This is a genomic window from Yonghaparkia sp. Root332, assembly GCF_001425665.1.
Taxonomy (GTDB): Bacteria; Actinomycetota; Actinomycetes; order Actinomycetales; family Microbacteriaceae; genus Microcella.
In genome coordinates this window covers 1,197,395-1,214,480 of sequence record NZ_LMCX01000001.1, presented here as the reverse complement: position 1 = coordinate 1,214,480, position 17,086 = coordinate 1,197,395, and the positions used below count along the sequence as shown (strand labels likewise).

17 protein-coding genes are annotated in these 17,086 nt (G+C 73.4%); 4 read left to right on the top strand and 13 right to left on the bottom strand.

The features are described 5' to 3' along the window. Positions 1-31: 31 nt before the first annotated feature. Genes ASC54_RS05835 through ASC54_RS05825 form a run of 3 tightly spaced genes read right to left on the bottom strand, consistent with a single transcriptional unit; the run spans position 32 to position 4,115 of the window. Positions 32-355 carry a hypothetical protein gene (locus tag ASC54_RS05835; RefSeq protein ID WP_055856483.1) on the bottom strand — a complete coding sequence of 108 codons (324 nt, stop codon included), beginning with the start codon at positions 353-355 and terminating at the stop codon, positions 32-34. Then, entirely contained in the window at positions 352-2,793 is a 2,442-nt protein-coding gene (locus ASC54_RS05830; protein WP_055897280.1) for a putative inorganic carbon transporter subunit DabA, read from the bottom strand. The genes ASC54_RS05835 and ASC54_RS05830 overlap by 4 nt, the downstream gene beginning before the upstream one ends. Further along, the gene (locus ASC54_RS05825) at positions 2,790-4,115 is read right to left on the bottom strand and encodes a proton-conducting transporter membrane subunit (RefSeq protein WP_055897277.1); all 1,326 of its coding nucleotides are present in this window, start codon (positions 4,113-4,115) and stop codon (positions 2,790-2,792) included. The genes ASC54_RS05830 and ASC54_RS05825 overlap by 4 nt, the downstream gene beginning before the upstream one ends. A gap of 125 nt (positions 4,116-4,240) precedes the next feature. Here ASC54_RS05825 and ASC54_RS05820 point away from each other — a divergent pair, with 125 nt between their 5' ends. Next, positions 4,241-4,537: a winged helix-turn-helix domain-containing protein gene (locus ASC54_RS05820; RefSeq protein ID WP_055856490.1), complete on the top strand. Its 297-nt coding sequence runs from the start codon at positions 4,241-4,243 to the stop codon at positions 4,535-4,537. Positions 4,538-4,592: 55 nt separating this feature from the next. On the opposite strand, the gene ASC54_RS05815 is transcribed toward ASC54_RS05820, so the two are convergent. From ASC54_RS05815 to ASC54_RS05805, 3 genes are all read right to left on the bottom strand, one after another. Continuing rightward, complete coding sequence (locus ASC54_RS05815) at positions 4,593-5,885, bottom strand: PhoH family protein (RefSeq protein WP_235451392.1); 1,293 nt, start codon at positions 5,883-5,885, stop codon at positions 4,593-4,595. 253 nt (positions 5,886-6,138) lie between these two features. Next, a complete protein-coding gene (locus ASC54_RS05810; RefSeq protein WP_055897275.1) occupies positions 6,139-7,269 on the bottom strand; it encodes an aminotransferase class V-fold PLP-dependent enzyme in 1,131 nt (376 codons plus the stop codon). A gap of 13 nt (positions 7,270-7,282) precedes the next feature. Continuing rightward, positions 7,283-8,065, bottom strand: a complete 783-nt coding sequence (locus ASC54_RS05805) for an isoprenyl transferase (protein ID WP_255357365.1) — start codon at positions 8,063-8,065, stop codon at positions 7,283-7,285. A gap of 85 nt (positions 8,066-8,150) precedes the next feature. Between ASC54_RS05805 and ASC54_RS05800 the strand changes: the two genes are divergently transcribed. Continuing rightward, complete coding sequence (locus tag ASC54_RS05800) at positions 8,151-8,927, top strand: hemolysin III family protein (RefSeq protein ID WP_082514879.1); 777 nt, start codon at positions 8,151-8,153, stop codon at positions 8,925-8,927. Here the strand turns inward: ASC54_RS05800 and ASC54_RS05795 are convergent. Next, the gene (locus ASC54_RS05795) at positions 8,871-9,203 is read right to left on the bottom strand and encodes a hypothetical protein (RefSeq protein ID WP_235451391.1); all 333 of its coding nucleotides are present in this window, start codon (positions 9,201-9,203) and stop codon (positions 8,871-8,873) included. The genes ASC54_RS05800 and ASC54_RS05795 overlap by 57 nt on opposite strands. Before the next feature lie 98 nt (positions 9,204-9,301). On the opposite strand from ASC54_RS05795, the gene ASC54_RS05790 reads away from it, so the two are divergent. Next, positions 9,302-9,811: a DUF4307 domain-containing protein gene (locus ASC54_RS05790; RefSeq protein ID WP_156376737.1), complete on the top strand. Its 510-nt coding sequence runs from the start codon at positions 9,302-9,304 to the stop codon at positions 9,809-9,811. A gap of 83 nt (positions 9,812-9,894) precedes the next feature. After that, complete coding sequence (greA, locus tag ASC54_RS05785) at positions 9,895-10,389, top strand: transcription elongation factor GreA (RefSeq protein WP_055897272.1); 495 nt, start codon at positions 9,895-9,897, stop codon at positions 10,387-10,389. Positions 10,390-10,454: 65 nt separating this feature from the next. Here greA and ilvA read toward each other — a convergent pair whose 3' ends face one another. From ilvA to ASC54_RS05755, 6 genes are all read right to left on the bottom strand, one after another. After that, positions 10,455-11,762, bottom strand: coding sequence for a threonine ammonia-lyase (gene ilvA, locus ASC54_RS05780; protein ID WP_055856503.1), 1,308 nt, complete (start codon positions 11,760-11,762; stop codon positions 10,455-10,457). Next, the gene (locus tag ASC54_RS05775) at positions 11,759-12,922 is read right to left on the bottom strand and encodes an AI-2E family transporter (RefSeq protein ID WP_235451390.1); all 1,164 of its coding nucleotides are present in this window, start codon (positions 12,920-12,922) and stop codon (positions 11,759-11,761) included. The genes ilvA and ASC54_RS05775 overlap by 4 nt, the downstream gene beginning before the upstream one ends. 26 nt (positions 12,923-12,948) lie before the next feature. Next, the gene (locus tag ASC54_RS05770) at positions 12,949-14,010 is read right to left on the bottom strand and encodes an ABC transporter ATP-binding protein (RefSeq protein ID WP_055897269.1); all 1,062 of its coding nucleotides are present in this window, start codon (positions 14,008-14,010) and stop codon (positions 12,949-12,951) included. After that, entirely contained in the window at positions 14,007-14,822 is an 816-nt protein-coding gene (locus ASC54_RS05765) for an ABC transporter permease (RefSeq protein ID WP_055859050.1), read from the bottom strand. Before ASC54_RS05765 ends, ASC54_RS05770 begins: the two co-directional genes overlap by 4 nt. Further along, positions 14,819-15,640, bottom strand: coding sequence for an ABC transporter permease subunit (locus tag ASC54_RS05760; RefSeq protein WP_055897268.1), 822 nt, complete (start codon positions 15,638-15,640; stop codon positions 14,819-14,821). The genes ASC54_RS05765 and ASC54_RS05760 overlap by 4 nt, the downstream gene beginning before the upstream one ends. A gap of 154 nt (positions 15,641-15,794) precedes the next feature. Further along, positions 15,795-16,919, bottom strand: a complete 1,125-nt coding sequence (locus ASC54_RS05755; protein ID WP_156376736.1) for an ABC transporter substrate-binding protein — start codon at positions 16,917-16,919, stop codon at positions 15,795-15,797. Between the last annotated feature and the right edge of the window lie 167 nt (positions 16,920-17,086).

Here is a 17,086-nt window from a genome sequence, read left to right as displayed (position 1 = left end):
TCATGAGCGGATGCCCGGCTCGCGCCCCGCGTCAGCTGAAGTAGTGCGGCCGGCTGACGTAGGTGTCGCTCACGAACATGACGCCCGTCGAGCGCTCGAGGAGCGAGCGCAGGCCCTCGATGAGGTCGTCGGCGCGGTCGTCGGGCACGACCGTGATGGTCAGCGTGAGCGCATCGCGGTCGTTGAACAGCGCCCGGCCCTCGTGCGCGCCGTGGTGGCCGAGCCCGGTCACGGCCGGGAGGCTCGTGTAGCCGGTCGCGCCCGACGCGACGATCTGCCGACGCACGGCGTCGGAGTCGGCGGTGCGGGCGACGACCTCGATCTTGGTCATCCTGGTGAGCGAGTCGCGGCTCATGCCGCCTCCTTCCGGTCGGGGCTCACGGCCGGCTCGGCCGCTGCGGTGAGGGGGGTCAGTGGATACGGCGCCCAGCCATCGCGCGTGCGGCGCGCCCACGTTCCGGGCTCGGCGCCGGGTGCCACGAGCACGACCCAGGCACCGAAGACGAGGTCGGCGACCACGTCGGCGCGCGCGATGATGCCGTCGATGCGCTCGAGGGGGGCGTCGACGACGGCGAGCAGCCGCAGCGGCTCGTGGTGGAGCCCCGCGCGCGTGCCGATCGACTGCCAGGGCAGTCCGATGCGGAGGTCGCCGCCGGGGCCCGTGAGCACGCCCGCGCCGCCGACGAGGTTGTGCACGGTCTTCGATCCGGCGCCGAGCACGTCGGGGTCGACGGCCGAGAAGTAGTACTGGGCGTTGATCCAGTGCGCGACCACGAGCGGCGCCGTGAGGATCGTCTCGAGAGCGGAGCCATCGGCATCCGCCACCGGGTCGTAGGAGTGCAGGAAGGCCCGGCGCTCGAGGTCGGCCCCGGCGGTGCGCGAGCGCGGAGCGATGATGATCGCGGCGTTGCCGGCGAGACCCCACTCGGGGTAGACCTGCGCCCAGTCGCGGCCGCGGCGCTCGAGCCGGGTGCGGCGGCGCGCGCGGGCGCCGGGGAGCTCGGCGGCGCGCTCGCGCTGGAGGGCGACGGCCGCCCGTGCCGCGTCGGCCCGCAGCGCGTCGAGCTCGCCTCGCCGCTCGGCCGGGAGCGCGGAGGCGTCGACGATGCGGATCGCGTCGCTCACGGTGTCGTGCTCGGCGGCGACGAACACGGTCTCGGCGGGAATCTCGATGCCGCGGGCCGCGAGCCCGACGCGCACGGCGACGGCGTTGAGGATCGCGGCGGCGATGCGGGCGTTGGGGGCTCCGCGATGGCCGCCGCACGCGCCGCAGTCGAGAGCCGTCCGGTAGGCATTGTTGGTGGTCGTGGAGCCGTGGCCGACGAGCACGACGAGCGGGGCATCCGGCGCGGTCATGCCCATCGTGCGCAGGATCACCTCCGCCGCGTCCAGCTGGTCCTCGACCGTCATCGCCGAGTCGACGTCGAAGAGCGTCGACGGCGCGCTCGCGGGCTCGTCCGGTCGGCGGCCGCGTCCAGCGGCACCGGCGAGGATGCTGCGGGTCGCCGCGACCGGACCCCACAGCCAGCCGGTCATCTCGGCCCACCCGAGCGGCGCACCGGCCACGGAGTCGGGCGCCTTCAGCGCCGAGCGCCACGCCCGGCCTCCGGCGAGCCGGTCGACGAGCGTCCGCGCGCCGCGCCACTCCCCCGGTGCCGGCCGCTCGCTCACGCGGTAGCGCGGCGCGAGGAGCACGGGGCAGGCTGCGGAGACGCCGGAGGCGGCGAGCGGCTCGATCTCGGCCGCGATGCCGAAGAATCCCGCGAACCCGGAGGTCGCGTACGGACCCTGCGCCTCGAGGTGGCGGCGGATCCCTTCGCTGCGGACGTCGATGCAGAACACGAGGTGGGCGCGCGGCGGCGCGGCGGCGGCCGCGGTCGCCGCCGTATGCACGCGCGACAGCAGACGCCCGTGCACCCGGGCCTCGAGGGCGACCTGCCAGACGAGGGCCCGTTCGACGTCGTCGAGCCCGAGCGGGTCCCGTCGCGGGCGGGTCGTCGCGGCGGACCCGTCGGCGGGGAGCGGCAGGCCGAGGGCCGCGCGCAGCGTGAGCCGGACGGCGAGCAGGTCGACGACCTCGACGTCGCCCCGCGTCTCGGCCCGCCACCGCACGTGCGCGGTGAAGCCGGGCGTGCGGGCGAGCTCCCGGCGCAGAGCCTCGGCGCGCTCGGCCTGCGGGATCCCGCTGGCCTCGAGGGCTGCGGCGAGCGCGGCCTCCGCCGTGGCCGGCGCCTCCTCGATGAGACGGCGGGCCTCGCGCGGGAGGGTCGGGTCGACGGCCGCGAGCGCGCGCCAGGCGCCGTAGAAGCCGAGCTCGGCGACCGGGACGGGCCAGGCGGCCGCCTCGGGCGCGAGCGCGGCGCGGCACCAGGCGGTGAGCAGCTCGTCGATGCGCTCGGATCCGTCGGGCTCCGCGCCGCCCGTCGCGGGGGCGTGCTTCTCCATCGACTCGCCTCCGGCCAGGAACCGCGCCACGAGAGTCGCGTCGGGCTCCGCCGCCGCAGGGTGCTCGGAGCCGAGCCGCTCGCGCAGCGCCGCGGCGAGCTCGGCGCGCGCGATGCGCCCCGACTCGACGCAGGCGCGCCCGTAGGCCTCCGAGACGGAGCCGCGCGCCCCGAGGGCGGGAGCGGCGTCGCGGAGTGCCGCGGGCATCCCCTGACGCAGCGCGGGCAGGACGGGGTTGACGGCGATCGCGGCGTCGAGCCCGTAGAAGGGGGCGATGACGCTCGCGGCGACCTCGGCGTCGGCTCGGGCGCGGAGGATGCGCGCGGTCGTGGGCAGGAGTGTCGTCATGCGGAGGCTCCGATCGGGTCGAGCGCGCGGGCGGTGCGAGCCGGGCGCGCGGCACCGGGGCGGTGCGGGCGGCGGGTCCGGGGGCCGCCGAGGCGGTGCCCGAAGGCGAGGATGCGCAGCGCGAGCCGCCCGGTGGGCGCCGTGCCGCGCACGGCGGCGATCGCGGCGAGCGCCGACAGCGCGAGCGCGGCGAGCACGAGCGGCACGGTGCTCCCGCCGATCGCCGCGTCACCGGAGGGAAGCGCGAGCGCTCCGGAGAGCGCGGAGGTCAGCGCGGCGAACGCGGCGGCGGCGAGCGCGGCGAGGGCTCCGACGCCGAGCGCGTGCGGGAGACTGCGCACGGCGAGGGCGGCGCGGGAGCCGGCGGTGGCGATGGCCGTGGCCGCGACGAGCAGCAGGAGCGCCTCGGGCAGGCCGCGGCCGCCCGGGTAGAGGGCGAGCGCGGTGACGACGAGGGCGAGCACGGCGGGCAGCGCGCCCACGAGCATCCGCCCTCGCCGCCCGGCCGTCGACAGGCGGATCGGTGCCGGGGCGCGACGGTCGGCGGCGCGGCGGTCGATGCCGTCGCTGGAGCCGAGGAAGAGGGCGCTCTTGTAGAAGCCGTGCGCGACGAGGTGGAGCGCTGCGGCGGCGTGCAGGCCGAGCGCGATGCACAGCAGCATGAAGCCCATCTGCGCGACGGTCGACAGCACCAGGCGGCCCTTCACATCGGTGCGCACGAGAGCGCCGATCGTTCCGGCGACCACGGCGACGGCGGCGAGGGCGGCGAGCAGCGCGAGCGCGAGGGGGCTCCGCTGCAGAACCGGCAGCTGGCTGAGGAGCAGGATTCCGCCGCCGTTGACGATGCCGCCGTGCAGGGCGGCGCTCACCGGCGTCGGGGCGTGCAGCGAGTCGACGAGCCAGCCGTGCGCGGGCGGTGCGGCGCAGCGGATGCCCGCCGCCACGACGAGCAGGACGGCCGCCAGATCGGCGCGCCCTCCCGCCGCGATCGCGGCGACGGCGCCCCAGAGCGCGAGGTCGCCGACGAGGAGCCACGGCAGCGCGCGCCGCACGGCGGAGGGGCCGCCGCCGAGTCGGAGCGCCGTGAGCGTCGCGAGGGTCGCCGCGCTCCACGCGAGGGCGACGAGCCAGGGCCGGGCGGCGACGGCGAGCAGCGCGGTCGCCGAGAGCATCCCTGCGAGGGCGACGGTCACGGCGACCCCGTGGCGATCGCCGCGCAGCGAGCGGTGGGCGTACGGCAGCACGGCGAGCGCGATGCCGCCGACGAGCACGAGCAGGAGCACCGAGAGCGGCTCGAGGCTGAGGAGAGGGGCGGATGGCATGGGCGAACCTCCTTACGCGACACACAATACACGCAATTCGTATCGCGTTTTGTCGTTCGCGCGATCGGCGTCGTGTGTTGGCGCTCATCCGGCCGATCGGAGGATTCTCGCTCTACAGTGGGCGGGTGGCCGAGTGGACGTTCCTGACCAATCACTCGCACGTGCTCGTGTGCCTCGCCGCCGACCCCGAGCTGCGCATCCGCGAGATCGCCGAGCTCGTGGGGATCACCGAGCGCGCCACCCAGCGCATCATCGCCGAGCTCGTCGAGGGCGGCTACCTGCTCAAGGAGCGCGACGGCCGCCGCAACCGCTACTCGGTGGTCGGCAGCGCGAGCCTCCGCCACCGCGTCGAGGGCGACCACACCCTCGGCGAGCTGCTCGCCGCGGTCGCGCAGTCGCGCCGCGCCCGGTCGACCGACTGACGACGGACGGCGCCCGCCCCGCGGGGCGAGCGCCGTCCGATCGCGGATGCCCGGCTCAGGCCAGCTCGTTGCCCTCCAGCAGGTCGGTCACGAGGGCGGCGATGGCGCTGCGCTCGCTGCGCGTCAGCGTGATGTGCCCGAACAGCCCGTGGCCCTTGAGCGTCTCGATGACGCTCGCGACGCCGTCGTGACGACCGACGCGGAGGTTGTCGCGCTGGGCGACGTCGTGCGTGAGGACGACCTTCGAGTTCTGGCCGATGCGGCTCAGCACCGTCAGCAGAACGTTCCGCTCGAGCGACTGCGCCTCGTCGACGATCACGAAGGCGTCGTGCAGCGACCGACCGCGGATGTGCGTGAGCGGCAGAACCTCCAGCAACCCGCGGTCGATGACCTCGTCGAGCACGTTCTGCGACACGACGCTCGAGAGCGTGTCGAACGTCGCCTGCGCCCAGGGGTTCATCTTCTCGCTCGCATCGCCCGGCAGGTAGCCGAGCTCCTGCCCGCCGACCGCGTACAGCGGGCGGAAGACCATGATCTTGCGCTGCTGCTGCCGCTCGAGCACGGCCTCGAGCCCCGCGCAGAGGGCGAGGGCCGACTTGCCGGTGCCGGCACGACCGCCCAGGGAGACGATGCCGATCTGCGGATCCATGAGCAGGTCGATCGCGAGCCTCTGCTCGGCCGAGCGCCCGTGCAAGCCGAAGACGTCGCGGTCGCCGCGCACGAGCCCGATGCGGCCCTTCTCGATGACGCGCCCGAGCGCCGAGCCGCGGTCGGAGTGGATGACGAGCCCGGTGTTGATCGGCACGTCGGCGACGGCCGACGTCTCGATCGTCTCGCGGTCGTAGAGCCTGGCCATCTCGTCGCTCGAGAGCGTGACGTCGGCCTGCCCCGTCCACCCGGAGTCGACGGCGAGTTCGGCGCGGTACTCCTGGGCGGCGAGGCCGATCGAGGAGGCCTTCACGCGCATCGGCAGGTCCTTCGACACGACGACGACGTCGAGGCCCTCGCTCGCGAGGTTCATCGCCACGGCGAGGATGCGCGAGTCGTTGTCGCCGAGCTGGAGCCCCGAGGGCAGCACCGACTGGTTGGAGTGGTTGAGCTCGACGCGCAGCGAACCCCCGTCGCCGACGGCGATGGGGAAGTCGAGGCGCTCGTGCTGCACGCGCAGATCATCCAGATTGCGCAGCGCCTGCCGCGCGAAGTAGCCGATCTCGGGGTCGTTCCTCTTGGCCTCGAGCTCGCCGATGACGACGACGGGGATGACGACGGCGTGCTCCGCGAAGCGGAAGAGCGCCGTGGGATCGCTCAGCAGGACCGACGTGTCGAGCACGTAGGTGCGCTGGCTCACCTCCCCCGACGTCGCGCTGCTGGTTGCTGCCTGGCGAGTAGTGCGGGAAGAGGCCACCGGTGCTCCATCCCCGGGGAGCGCGGGCATCCCCGGACCATTGTCGCGACGAGACGGCCAGGGGCTCGCGAGACGATTCGAGGCCGTCCCGACCGGGCGAGGTGCCCGATGCGGCTGACGCTAGACCCGCCGGAACGGACCCGCGGGACCGACACGCGCGCGACATGCAATGGTCATCCGTGCCGACCGTGCCGACTCAGACGCGCGTGCCGGCCTGGTACTCGCCGAGCGCGGCGCGCAGCAGCTCGATGGTCTCGTCGGTCGTCGACGCGTGCGGGCCCAGGCGCACCCGGCCCCCGCGGACGGTCGTCGACACCCCGTGGTTGTGCAGTGCGGCGGTGAGGATGCTCAGCTCCTCCGCGGGCGGATCGATCACGACGATCCCCGCCCGCTCGGCGTCGTCCCGCGGCGAGCTCACGGGCAGCCCGACCTCGTCCGCTGCGGCGATGATGGCCGAGGCGCGCTCGAGCACCCGCTCGCGGATGGCCGCGACGCCCACGGCGACGACCTCCTCGACGGCACCGGCGAGACGCGCCTGCGCGACCGGATCGGCGAAGCCGACGCGGAACGCGCGGGCCGTCGGGTGGGGCGCGACGATCTCGTGGACGGGCCCGTCGTCGAGGGGGTGATCGATCGCGTTCCAGCCCGACCACACGGGCGTGAGCTGCTCGCGCGCGCGGTCGCTGAGCGCGAGCAAGCCCGTGCCGTACCCGGCGCGCAGCCATTTCTGGCCGCCCGCCACGATGACGTCGCACAGCTCCCACGGCGCCTCGACGACGCCGAGCCCCTGGATGGCGTCGACGATGAGCAGCCGGTCACCGATCACCTGTCGGATGCCTTCGAGGTCGATGAGGTGCCCCGTGCGGTAGTCGACGAGGCTCACCGCGACCGCGACCACCGAGCTCGCCATCTGGTCGCGGACGACGGCCGGCGTCACCCGATCGTGGTCGGGCGTGATGGTGTGCGGCACGAGCACGCCGAGCGCCTCGGCCGCGCGAGCGACGCCGTACCCGATGGAGGGGAACTCGCCCTGGCTCGCCGCGACGCCGCCGGTCACGCCGAACATCGTGTGCATGAGCGCCTGGCTCGTCGAGGGCTGGAAGACGACCTGATCAGGGCGGAAGCCGATGAGCGAGGCGACCGCCGCATCCGCTCGCTCCTCCTCTGCGTCCATGGAGGGGACGGAGCCGAACCGCGCGCGGGCCATGAGCTCCGACTGGGCGCGCTGCTCGGCGAGCGCGGCCTCGCCGGGAGGGCCGAAGGAGGGGAAGTTCAGGTAGCCCGGTTCTTCGGAGAAGCGGGCGGCGTAGTCGTCGATGGCGGGCATCCGTCTGCTCCTCTCAGGCGCCGAAGCGTCGCTGGCGGCGGGCGAAGTCGCGGAGGGCGCGCAGGAAGTCGACCTCGCGGAGGTCGGGGCCGAGGGCCTCGACGAAGTAGAACTCGCTGTGCGCGCTCTGCCACAGCATGAAGTCGCTCAGGCGCTGCTCGCCCGAGGTGCGGATCACGAGGTCCGGGTCGGGCTGGCCCCCCGTGTACAGGTGCTCGGCGATCTTCTCGGGCGTGACCTGCTCGGCGAGCTCGTCGAGGGTGCCGCCGCGCTCGGCGTGATGGTGCACGATCGAGCGCACGGCGTCGGCGATCTCGCGGCGACCGCCGTAGCCGACGGCGAGGTTGATGTGCAGGCCGCGGTCGTCGGCGGTGCGCGCCTCGGCGGCGTCGAGGGCGGCGAGCAGCGGCTCCGGCAGCCCCTCGCGGCTGCCCACGTGCTGCACCCTCCACTGCGGGACGCGCGAGAGCTCGTCGGCGAGCTCGGCGATGATGCCCGTGAGGGAGGCCAGCTCGGCCTCGTCGCGCCCGGTGAGGTTGTCGGTCGACAGCAGGTAGAGCGTCACGACGCCGATGCCGGCCTCGTCGCACCACGACAGGAACTCGCGCATCTTCTCGGCGCCGGCGCGGTGGCCGTGCTCGGTCGTTCCGCCGAACTGCCGGGCCCACCGCCGGTTGCCGTCGATGATCATCGCCACGTGGCGGGGGTGCACGGTCTCCGCCAGCTGGCGGCGCAGCCGACGCATGTAGAGCTCGTAGAGCAGCCCGCTCCCGCCGGGGATTCTCCTCGAACGCACAGGCTTACGGTAGTCCACTGCCGAGGGCTTGTGCCCGAGCGTCAAGGGATTGGGCGGGGCACCCCGGGCCGCGTAGCGTGGGCGCATGACCTCGACCCCCGCCCCCGGTTCGCCGCGATCGCACGACGAGTCGGCGGACGAGGCGGCCGTCGACCGCGAGGCGGGCGCGGACATCCCGAACATCCCGCTCCTGGAGGACGAGCTCGAGCACCCGCCGGTCGAGGGCAAGCCGCTCTGGCGAGGCTGGATCCACGCCGGCACCTTCCCCCTCGCGATCGTGCTCGGCGTCGTGCTGCTCGTGCTCGCCGACGGCGCGAGCGCGACGTGGTCGAGCGCGGTGTTCATGACGACGTCGCTGCTGCTCTTCGGCATCTCGGCCACCTACCACCGGTTCACGTGGAGCGAGCGGACGCGCATCCTGCTCAAGCGCCTCGACCACGCGAACATCTTCCTGCTCATCGCGGGCACCTACACGCCGCTCGCCGTGCTCGCGCTCCCGCCCGAGAAGGGCCTGCTGCTGCTCGCGCTCGTATGGGCCGGCGCCGCGATCGGCATCGGGTTCCGCGTGTTCTGGATCCACGCTCCGCGCTGGGCCTACGTGCCGCTCTACGTCGTGCTCGGCTGGGCCGCCGTGCTGTACATGGCAGACCTCTACGCGGCGAACCGGGCGATGATGGTGCTCGTGATCGTCGGCGGCCTCGCCTACACGGCCGGCGCGGTGATCTACGGGATGAAGCGCCCCAACCCCGTCCCCGGCGTCTTCGGCTTCCACGAGATCTTCCACACGCTCACCGTCGTAGCGTTCCTATGCCACTGGACGGGGATCCTGCTCGTCGCCCTCGACCCGCCCTTCGGCGGCTGACGCGCCGGGGTTCGCGGCCCGCAGCGCCGCCTCGGCGCGCTCCGCCTCCAGCTGCTCGCGCACCTCGCCGCGGTAGCGCACGCGCCGGACCCGGCGCGCCATATCGATGATCAGCAGGATCGCGGCGATCGTCACGAGCGCGATCGCCAGGAAGCCGACGACGCCGGGGGTGACCGAGTTCGGGTCGACCTCGATGGGCGGGATCAACGGGTCGCCCGGGTCGTCGACAGGGCCGGGGCCCACGGTGAGGGGGGCGAGAGACGACAGCCAGTTCACGACGAGCTCCTCGAGAAGGGTGGACCGCGCGGGGGGCCCGGTGCGGTCGGCGCTCAGCGCCGCGCAGTAGCGTTGCTCCAGACTATCCGTCCGATTCCGTGAGCAGACAGGATGCCCTCCGCGCGATGCCCGACGACGCGACCTCCGACCGCAGGAGCACCGGTGGCACGAGCGCCGGTTCCGCCGCGGCCGCACACGGCCGGCCGATGACGGCGCAGGCGCGGCTCGATGCCCGGTACGGCCGCACGCCCGGCGAGCGCCGCCGAACGCGGACCATCGTCATCGCGACCGCCGCGGCGTTCGTCGTGGTCTTCGCCGCGTGGGTCGTGTGGGGCGGCCTCTCGGGCACGAACGCGACCCTGGAGGTGCGCGAGCTCGGCTACAGCGACGCGACCGACACGTCGATCTCCGTCCGCTGGGAGGTGACGACCGAGCCAGGCACGGAGGTGTCGTGCGCGATCCAGGCCCTCAACGGCAGCTTCGGCATCGTGGGCTGGCGGGTCATCGACCTCGGGGCGTCGGAGCGGCGCACGCGCGTCTTCGAGGAGTCTCTGCGGACCGCGGAGCCCGCGGTGACGGGTTTGCCGTATCGCTGCTGGCTTCCGTAGAATCCACGGAATCGATCCGCGGAACCGGCCCATGTGGCCGGTTCTCGTGCGTTGACACGAACGACCGACCGAAGGGCACTCCCATGAGCGACACCGGCAGCTCCACCAAGTGGCTCACGCAGGAGGCCCACGACCGTCTCAGCTCCGAGCTCGAGTACCTGTCGACGACGGGGCGCTCCGACATCGCCAAGCGCATCGAGGCCGCGCGCGACGAGGGTGACCTGAAGGAGAACGGCGGCTACCACGCCGCGAAAGACGAGCAGGGGAAGATCGAGGCGCGCATCCGCCAGCTCACCGAGCTGCTGCGCACCGCGACGGTCGGCGAGGTGCCCGAGGCGACCGACGTCGTCGAGCCCGGCACCGTCGTGACCGCGAAGGTGATGGGCGACGAGGAGAAGTTCCTCCTCGGCAGCCGCGAGATCCTCGCCGACGGCAGCGAACTCGACGTCTACAGCGAGCAGAGCCCCCTCGGCGCGGCGATCCTCGGGCTCACGATCGGCGAGTTCACGACCTACACCGCACCCAGCGGCAAGGAGATCGACGTCGAGATCCTCGACGTGCAGACCTACCGCCCCTGATCACGAGTCGCCGGCGCTCGCTCCCTCGGGGCGGGCGCCGTCGGCGTCTGCGGGGCCGCGACGCCTCAGAGCGTGCGGCGCGGTTCGTACCCGGCGTCACGCAGCGCGGCGAGCACCTGCTCGGCGTGCTCGGGGCCGCGGGTCTCGATGTGCAGCTCGAGCTCGACCTGGCTGATCTGCAGGCCCGAGCCGTGCCGGGTGTGCAGCACCTCGACGACGTTGGCGTTCTGCGAGGCGACGATCTCGCTCGTGCGCGCGAGCTGACCCGGGCGATCGGGCAGCGGGATGCGCAGCTTCAGGTAGCGCTCGCTCGCGGCGAGGCCGTGGCTGATGACGCGCTCCATGATGAGCGGGTCGATGTTGCCGCCCGACAGCACGACGACCGTCTTCCCCGTCGCGCGCAGGCGACCGGTGATCACGGCGGCCACGCCGACGGCTCCGGCGGGCTCGACGACGAGCTTGGCCCGCTCGAGCAGCACGAGCATCGCGCGGGCGATGTCGTCGTCGTCGACCGTGACGACCTCATCGACGGTCTCGCGGACGATCGCGAAGTTGAGCTTCCCCGGCTTGGCGACCGCGATGCCGTCGGCGATGGTCGGTGTCATGGTGATGGCGGTCGGCTCTCCCGCCGCGAGGCTCGCGGGGTAGGCGGCGGCGTTCGCGGCCTGCACGCCGATGACGCGGATGCTCCGCCCCTCGGCCGACGCCCGCTGCTTGAGCACGGTCGCGACGCCGGCGATGAGCCCGCCCCCGCCGATGGGCACGACGATGGTCTCCATGTCCGGCACCTGGTCGAGGATGTCCAGGGCCAGCGCCCCCTGCCCCGCGATGACGTCGGGGTGGTCGAAGGGCGGGATGAACACGGCTCCCGTCGCGGTGGCGTGCTCCTGCGCGGCGCGCCGCGACTCGTCAAAGGTGTGGCCGCGCAGCACGACGTCGGCGCCGTAGTGGCGGGTCGCCTGCAGCTTGGGCAGGGCGACACCGACGGGCATGAAGATCGTGGCGCGGATGCCCAGCTCACGGGCGGCGAACGCGACGCCCTGCGCGTGGTTGCCGGCGCTCGCGGCGACCACGCCGTGGGACCTCTCGTCGGCGGTGAGCCGCGACATCCGGTAGTAGGCGCCGCGGATCTTGTACGAGCCGGTGCGCTGGAGGTTCTCGGCCTTGAGCAGGACGGGGGCGCCGAGGATCTCGCTGAGGTACCGCGAGGTCTCCATCGGGGTGACCTCGGCGACCGCGCTCACGACGCGCCGAGCCTCCTCGACCTCGGCGAGCGACGGGCCGGGGTACCGCGGAAGCGCGCCGGCCGCAGGCGCAGCGTCAGCGGCAGGCGCAGCACCGGCCGCGGGCGCGGCGGCGGCGATGTCGGTCATCGGGGTCTCTTGTCTGCGAGAGGTGGTGGCGAGGCCCCCGGGGTGAGCGGGCCGGGTGCGAGCGCGGCCGGGTCGGCACGCCACGCCCCCGTCGCAATGTACCGGACGAACACGTTGAGGAACGCCACGATGGGCACCGCGAAGAGCGTGCCCGGGATGCCCGCGAGGAAGCCGCCCGCCGCGACGGCCAGCACGACCGCGAGCGGGTGGACCTTGATCGCCGAGCCCATGACGAGCGGCTGCAGAACATTGCCCTCGATCTGCTGCACGAGCAGGACGCCGGCGAGCATGATGAGCGCCGGCACGGGCCCGGCGTAGACCAGCGCGACCACGACCGCGAGGCTGCCCGTCACGACGGCGCCGACGATCGGCACGAAGCTGCCGAGGAAGACGGCGACCGCGATGGGCAGCACGAGCGGCAGCTGCAGGGCGAGAGCGACGAGCCCGATGCCGAGCGCGTCGACGAAAGCGACGAAGATCTGGACCTTGGCGAACTCGGTGACGGTGCGCCATCCGGCGCTCGCGGCGCCGTCGACGGCCTCGCGCGCGCTGCGCGGGAAGAGCCCGACGACGAAGAGCCAGATGCGGCGGCCGTCGAGGAGGAAGAACAGGAGGGCGAAGAGCGCGAGCACCGCCCCCGTGAGGATGTCGGCGGTGGTCGCCCCGATCGAGAGCGCGCCGTCGACGAACCAGTCGTCCGTGAGCTCGAACTGACCGAAGAACTCGTCGATGGAGGCCTGGATCTCGGTCTGCGACAGACCGAAGGTCGTGGCGACGAAGGAGAGCAGCTCGTCGAAGCGCTCGGCAGAGCGCTCCTGCAGGTCGGCCATCCCCGACCGGACCTGGCTCACGACGAGCCAGATCAGACCGGTGATCACGCCGAGCAGGGTGAGCAGGCCGATGGTCGCCGCGAGCCCGTTCGGCACGCGCCGGCGTCGGAGCCAGCCGACGAACGGGCCGAGCAGGGCCGCGAGGAGCACGCCGACGAAGACCGGGATGACGAGCAGTCGCAGCTGCATGACGAGGAAGATGACCACGGCCACGACTCCCGCGACCGCGAGGAGCCGCCACGAGTAGGCGCCGGCGATGCGCATGCCGCGGGGCACGTCGTCCGGGCGGAGCGTCGTGGACTCGACGGGCGTGCGCAGGCGTCGGAACATCGCCCCAGTCTACGAGCGCGGGGTCCTCAGCGCGGTGCGACCGCGACCGGCCGGCCCGACAGCCTCACGTGCACGCGATCGCCGGGGTGCGCGACCGCGCCGGCGGGGTGCTGGACGAGGAGCTCGGCTCCCCCGTCGAGCTCCACGCGCGTGCGGCGGAACGCGCCGAGGAACGAGGTGGTGATGACGCGCCCGGCGTGCGATCCCGGCTCGTGCTCGCCCACGAGCTCGACGTCCTCCGGACGGACGAGGGCGTGGACGTCGCCGCTCGCCGAGCCGGGGTCGAGGAGGGGGAGCGGCTGGCCCGCGACGAGGACGACGTCGTCGACGACGCAGCCGGGCATCCGATTCGACAGGCCGACGAAGTCGGCGACGAAGGCGCTCGCCGGGCGCGCGTAGAGCTCCTCCGGGCTGCCGATCTGCTCGATGCGGCCGGCGCGCATGACGGCGACGCGATCGGCGACGGCGAGCGCCTCCTCCTGGTCGTGGGTGACGAAGAGGGTCGTGATGCCGAGCTCGGTCTGGATGCGGCGGATCTCGTCGCGCAGCTGCACGCGCACCTTCGCGTCGAGCGCGCTGAGCGGCTCGTCGAGCAGGAGCACGCGCGGTCGCGTGACGAGGGCGCGCGCGAGGGCGACGCGCTGCTGCTGGCCGCCGGAGAGCTGGTGGGCGTAGCGGGCGGCATGGTGGTCGAGCCCGACGAGCTCGAGCGCCTCGGCCGCGCGACGCCGCCGGTCGGGCGCGGCCACCGTGCGCATGCGCAGGCCGAACTCGACGTTCTCGATCGCGGTGAGGTGCGGGAACAGCGAGTAGGACTGGAAGACCATCCCGATGTCGCGCCTGTTCGTGGGCGTGCCGTCGACGTCGTCGCCGTCGATGAGGATGCTGCCCTCGTCGGCCGCCTCGAGCCCGGCCAGGACGCGCAGGGCAGTAGTCTTGCCGCAGCCGGACGGCCCGAGGAGGGCGACGAGCTCGCCCGGCGCGAGGTCGAGGGAGACCCCGTCGAGCGCGGTCAGCCCGGGGAATCGCTTGACGACGCCGCGGAGCGAGACGGGGGCCGAGACGCGAGCGGCGGTGACGGAGGTCATGGGGTCCTTCCGGAGCGGATGCGCCCGAGCCGCCCGATGACGAGCAGCAGGGCGAGGGCGAGGAACAGGGCGAGGAGCGCGACGATGACGGCGATGAAGGGGTCGTCCTTCTGCACGATGACGAGCGCCGTCTGCAGGTTCTGGCGGTTGAGGAGGGAGGCGATCGTGAACTCGCCGAGCACGACCGCGACGGTGATGAAGGCGCCCGCGAGGAGCCCGGGGCGGAGGTTCGGCAGCAGCACGCGCGCGATCACGACGGGCCAGCTCGCCCCGAGGGAGCGCGCCGCCTCGGTGAGGGTCGCGACGTCGACCGCGTCGAGGTTCGACTGCACGGCGCGGTAGGCGAAGGGCAGCACGAGGATCCCGTAGGCGAACGCGAGGCTCCACACGCCGCTGCCTGCCGCGCGCGCGATGACCCCGTAGACGGGGGCGAGCCCGACCACGAGCACGATCGCGGGGATGCTGATCGGCAGCAGGCAGACGAACTCGAGCACCGGGCGCAGGCGCGGGAGCCGCAGGTGCACCACGATCATCGTCGGCACGAGCAGCACGAGCACGATCGCGACCGTGGCCGCCGCGAGCACGAGCGAGTTGCCGATCGCGGTTCCGAGGACGCGGTACTCGGGCCCGAGGCTCCCCGTGAGTACGGCGGCCCAGCGGGAGAGGTCGTACCCGCCCTCGAGCCCGCGGCGGAGGGTGAACTCGAGCATCGCGACGAGCGGGATCGCGAACACGGCGCCGACGAGACCCAGGATGGTCCAGCGGGCGCGGCGGGAGGGGACGGGGATGCCCGCGCCGGGCATCCCGCTCATCGCTGCCACCGGGAGGCGCGACGCTGCAGCAGGCCGTACAGCAGCATGACGACCGCCATGACGAGGATCATCGCGAGCGCGAGGGCTCCGGCGAGGTTCTCGCGCCCGAGCAGCGTCTCGCTCGTGAGCGCGGCGCGGATCTGCAGCGGCAGGATCGCCTGCCCCTGGCTCGTGAGCGCGGCCGCCGTGGCGTACGACGAGAAGGCGTTGGCGAAAAGGAGCAGGAGCGAGCCGAGGAACGAGGGGGCGAGCACGGGCAGTCCGATGCGCCACCAGAACGTCGCCGTCGTGCCGCCGAGGGTCGCGCTCGCCTCCGCCCACTGCGGCTTGAGCGCCTCGAGGGCCGGCATGAAGATGATGACCATGAGGGGCACCTGGAAGTAGATGTAGGGCAGCACGAGCCCCGGGGCCTCGTAGAGCCAGACGCCGTCGGCGAAGATGTCGATGCCGAGGCGGTCGCGCAGCAGAACCGTGATGACTCCCTGGATGCCGATGGTCGCGACGAAGGCGAAGGCGAGCATGACGCCGCCGAACTGGGCGAGCACGCCGCTGGCCGCGTCGATGACCGAGCGCACAGGCCCCTCCGGGCGGAGCCCGAGCAGCGCGTAGCAGACGAGCGCGCCGAGGACCGCGCCGACGACCGCCGTGACCGCGGAGAGCTGCACCGAGGTCAGCAGGCCGCTCACGACGAAGGGGTCGCCTAGGGCGGCGAGATTGTCGAGGGTGAGTGCGCCGTCGCCGTCGAGGAAGCCGGTGCCGAGGGCGATGCCGGTCGGGAGGGCGAGGAAGAGCAGGACGTAGAGGGCGAAGGGCGCCACGCCCCACCCGGGGTGGGCGAGCGCCGCGCGGAGTCGTCGGGCGCCGCCGGAGCGCGGGGGGTGGCCGGAGCGGCCGAGGCGGGCGGTGCCGGTCGCGCGGGCCGACCCCCGGAGCGCGTCGCCCCGGGGGTCGGCCGCGATCGCGACGGGCGCGCTACTGGACAGCCGTCGCCCACTTCTCGCCGAGGAGCGCGGCCGCGGCCTCGCTCTGCTCGGCGGTCGGCACGACCGTCTCGGCGGGAGCTTCGGGCAGCGCGGCGTAGAGCGCCTCGTCGATCTCGCCGGCCTCGACCATCGCGGCCTCGAGCACGGGGCGGGCGCCGCCCTTCAGCCACAGGTTCTGCACCTCGGCCGAGTAGAGGAACTCCATCCAGAGGCGCGCGGCGGCGGGGTTCGGCGCGTCGATGTTGATGGCCTGGTTGTAGTAGCCGGCGTAGCCGACGCCGTCGAAGACCACGACCTCCCAGTTGCGCTGACCCTCGAGCTCGGCGGCGTAGCCGCTGTTGAGGTAGTCCCAGTCGAAGACGACGGGCGTCTCGCCCGAGGCGACCGTCGCGGGCGTCGGGTCGATCTTCACGAAGTTGCCGACCTCGTCGAGCTCGGCGAAGAAGTCGATGCCGGCCTGGAAGTCGTCGAGCTCGCCGCCGTTCTGGACGGTCGCCATGCCGACGGCCGCGAAGGCCGCGCCGGCCTGCGTCGGGTCGCCGTTGATGGCGACCTTGCCTCGGTACTCCTCGCCGAGGAGGTCCTCGAGCGACTCCGGCGCGGGCACCGCGTCGGGGTCGTAGCCGACCGCCATGTACCCGCCGTAGTCGCCGACGAAGAGACCGTCGGGGTGCTTGAGCTCATCGGGGATCTCGTCCCAGCGCTGAACGGTGTACGGCGCGAAGTAGTCGGTGCTGCTGAGCGCGACCGCGAGGCCGAGGTCGAAGACGTCGGGCGCGGTGTCCTGGCCCTTGAGGTTCTCGGCGGCCTGGATCTCCTCCGCGCTCGAGGCGTCCGGCGAGGCCTCGGTGATCGTGATCTCTGGGTAGCGCTCGGCGAAGAGGTCGAGGATCTCGCCGTAGTTGGCCCAGTCGCGCGGCAGGGCGATGACGTTGAGCTGCCCCTCCGCCTTCGCGGCGGCCTCGAGCGCCTCGAACGAGCCGAAGTCGGCGAGGCTCGTCGCGCCGGCGGCGTCGACGTCGGAGACGGGCTCGGCGTCGACGGCGCACGCCGACAGGCTGATCGCGGTCGCGGCGAGCAGGGCGGCGCCGGCGAGAGTGCGAGAACGGATCACTGTGTTTCCTCCGTGGGTGCGTCGCGGCGGCTCGAGGGCTGACGAGCACGGGGAACCGCGACTGGTCGAACCGTACGAAGGCCCCGTGACCGGGCGGCCCCCGGCGGGTGAACGGCGGGCCAATCATCGGTGGACGAGGGTGCCTCACCGATCGCCGGCGCGCTCCG

Coding starts and splice junctions, on each gene's coding strand:
- ASC54_RS05835 (WP_055856483.1), bottom strand. CDS start 355: ATGAGCCGCGACTCGCTCACCAGGATGACCAAGATCGAGGTCGTCGCC.
- ASC54_RS05830 (WP_055897280.1), bottom strand. CDS start 2,793: ATGACGACACTCCTGCCCACGACCGCGCGCATCCTCCGCGCCCGAGCC.
- ASC54_RS05825 (WP_055897277.1), bottom strand. CDS start 4,115: ATGCCATCCGCCCCTCTCCTCAGCCTCGAGCCGCTCTCGGTGCTCCTG.
- ASC54_RS05810 (WP_055897275.1), bottom strand. CDS start 7,269: ATGCCCGCCATCGACGACTACGCCGCCCGCTTCTCCGAAGAACCGGGC.
- ASC54_RS05800 (WP_082514879.1), top strand. CDS start 8,151: ATGACCTCGACCCCCGCCCCCGGTTCGCCGCGATCGCACGACGAGTCG.
- greA (WP_055897272.1), top strand. CDS start 9,895: ATGAGCGACACCGGCAGCTCCACCAAGTGGCTCACGCAGGAGGCCCAC.
- ilvA (WP_055856503.1), bottom strand. CDS start 11,762: ATGACCGACATCGCCGCCGCCGCGCCCGCGGCCGGTGCTGCGCCTGCC.
- ASC54_RS05775 (WP_235451390.1), bottom strand. CDS start 12,922: ATGTTCCGACGCCTGCGCACGCCCGTCGAGTCCACGACGCTCCGCCCG.
- ASC54_RS05770 (WP_055897269.1), bottom strand. CDS start 14,010: ATGACCTCCGTCACCGCCGCTCGCGTCTCGGCCCCCGTCTCGCTCCGC.
- ASC54_RS05765 (WP_055859050.1), bottom strand. CDS start 14,822: ATGAGCGGGATGCCCGGCGCGGGCATCCCCGTCCCCTCCCGCCGCGCC.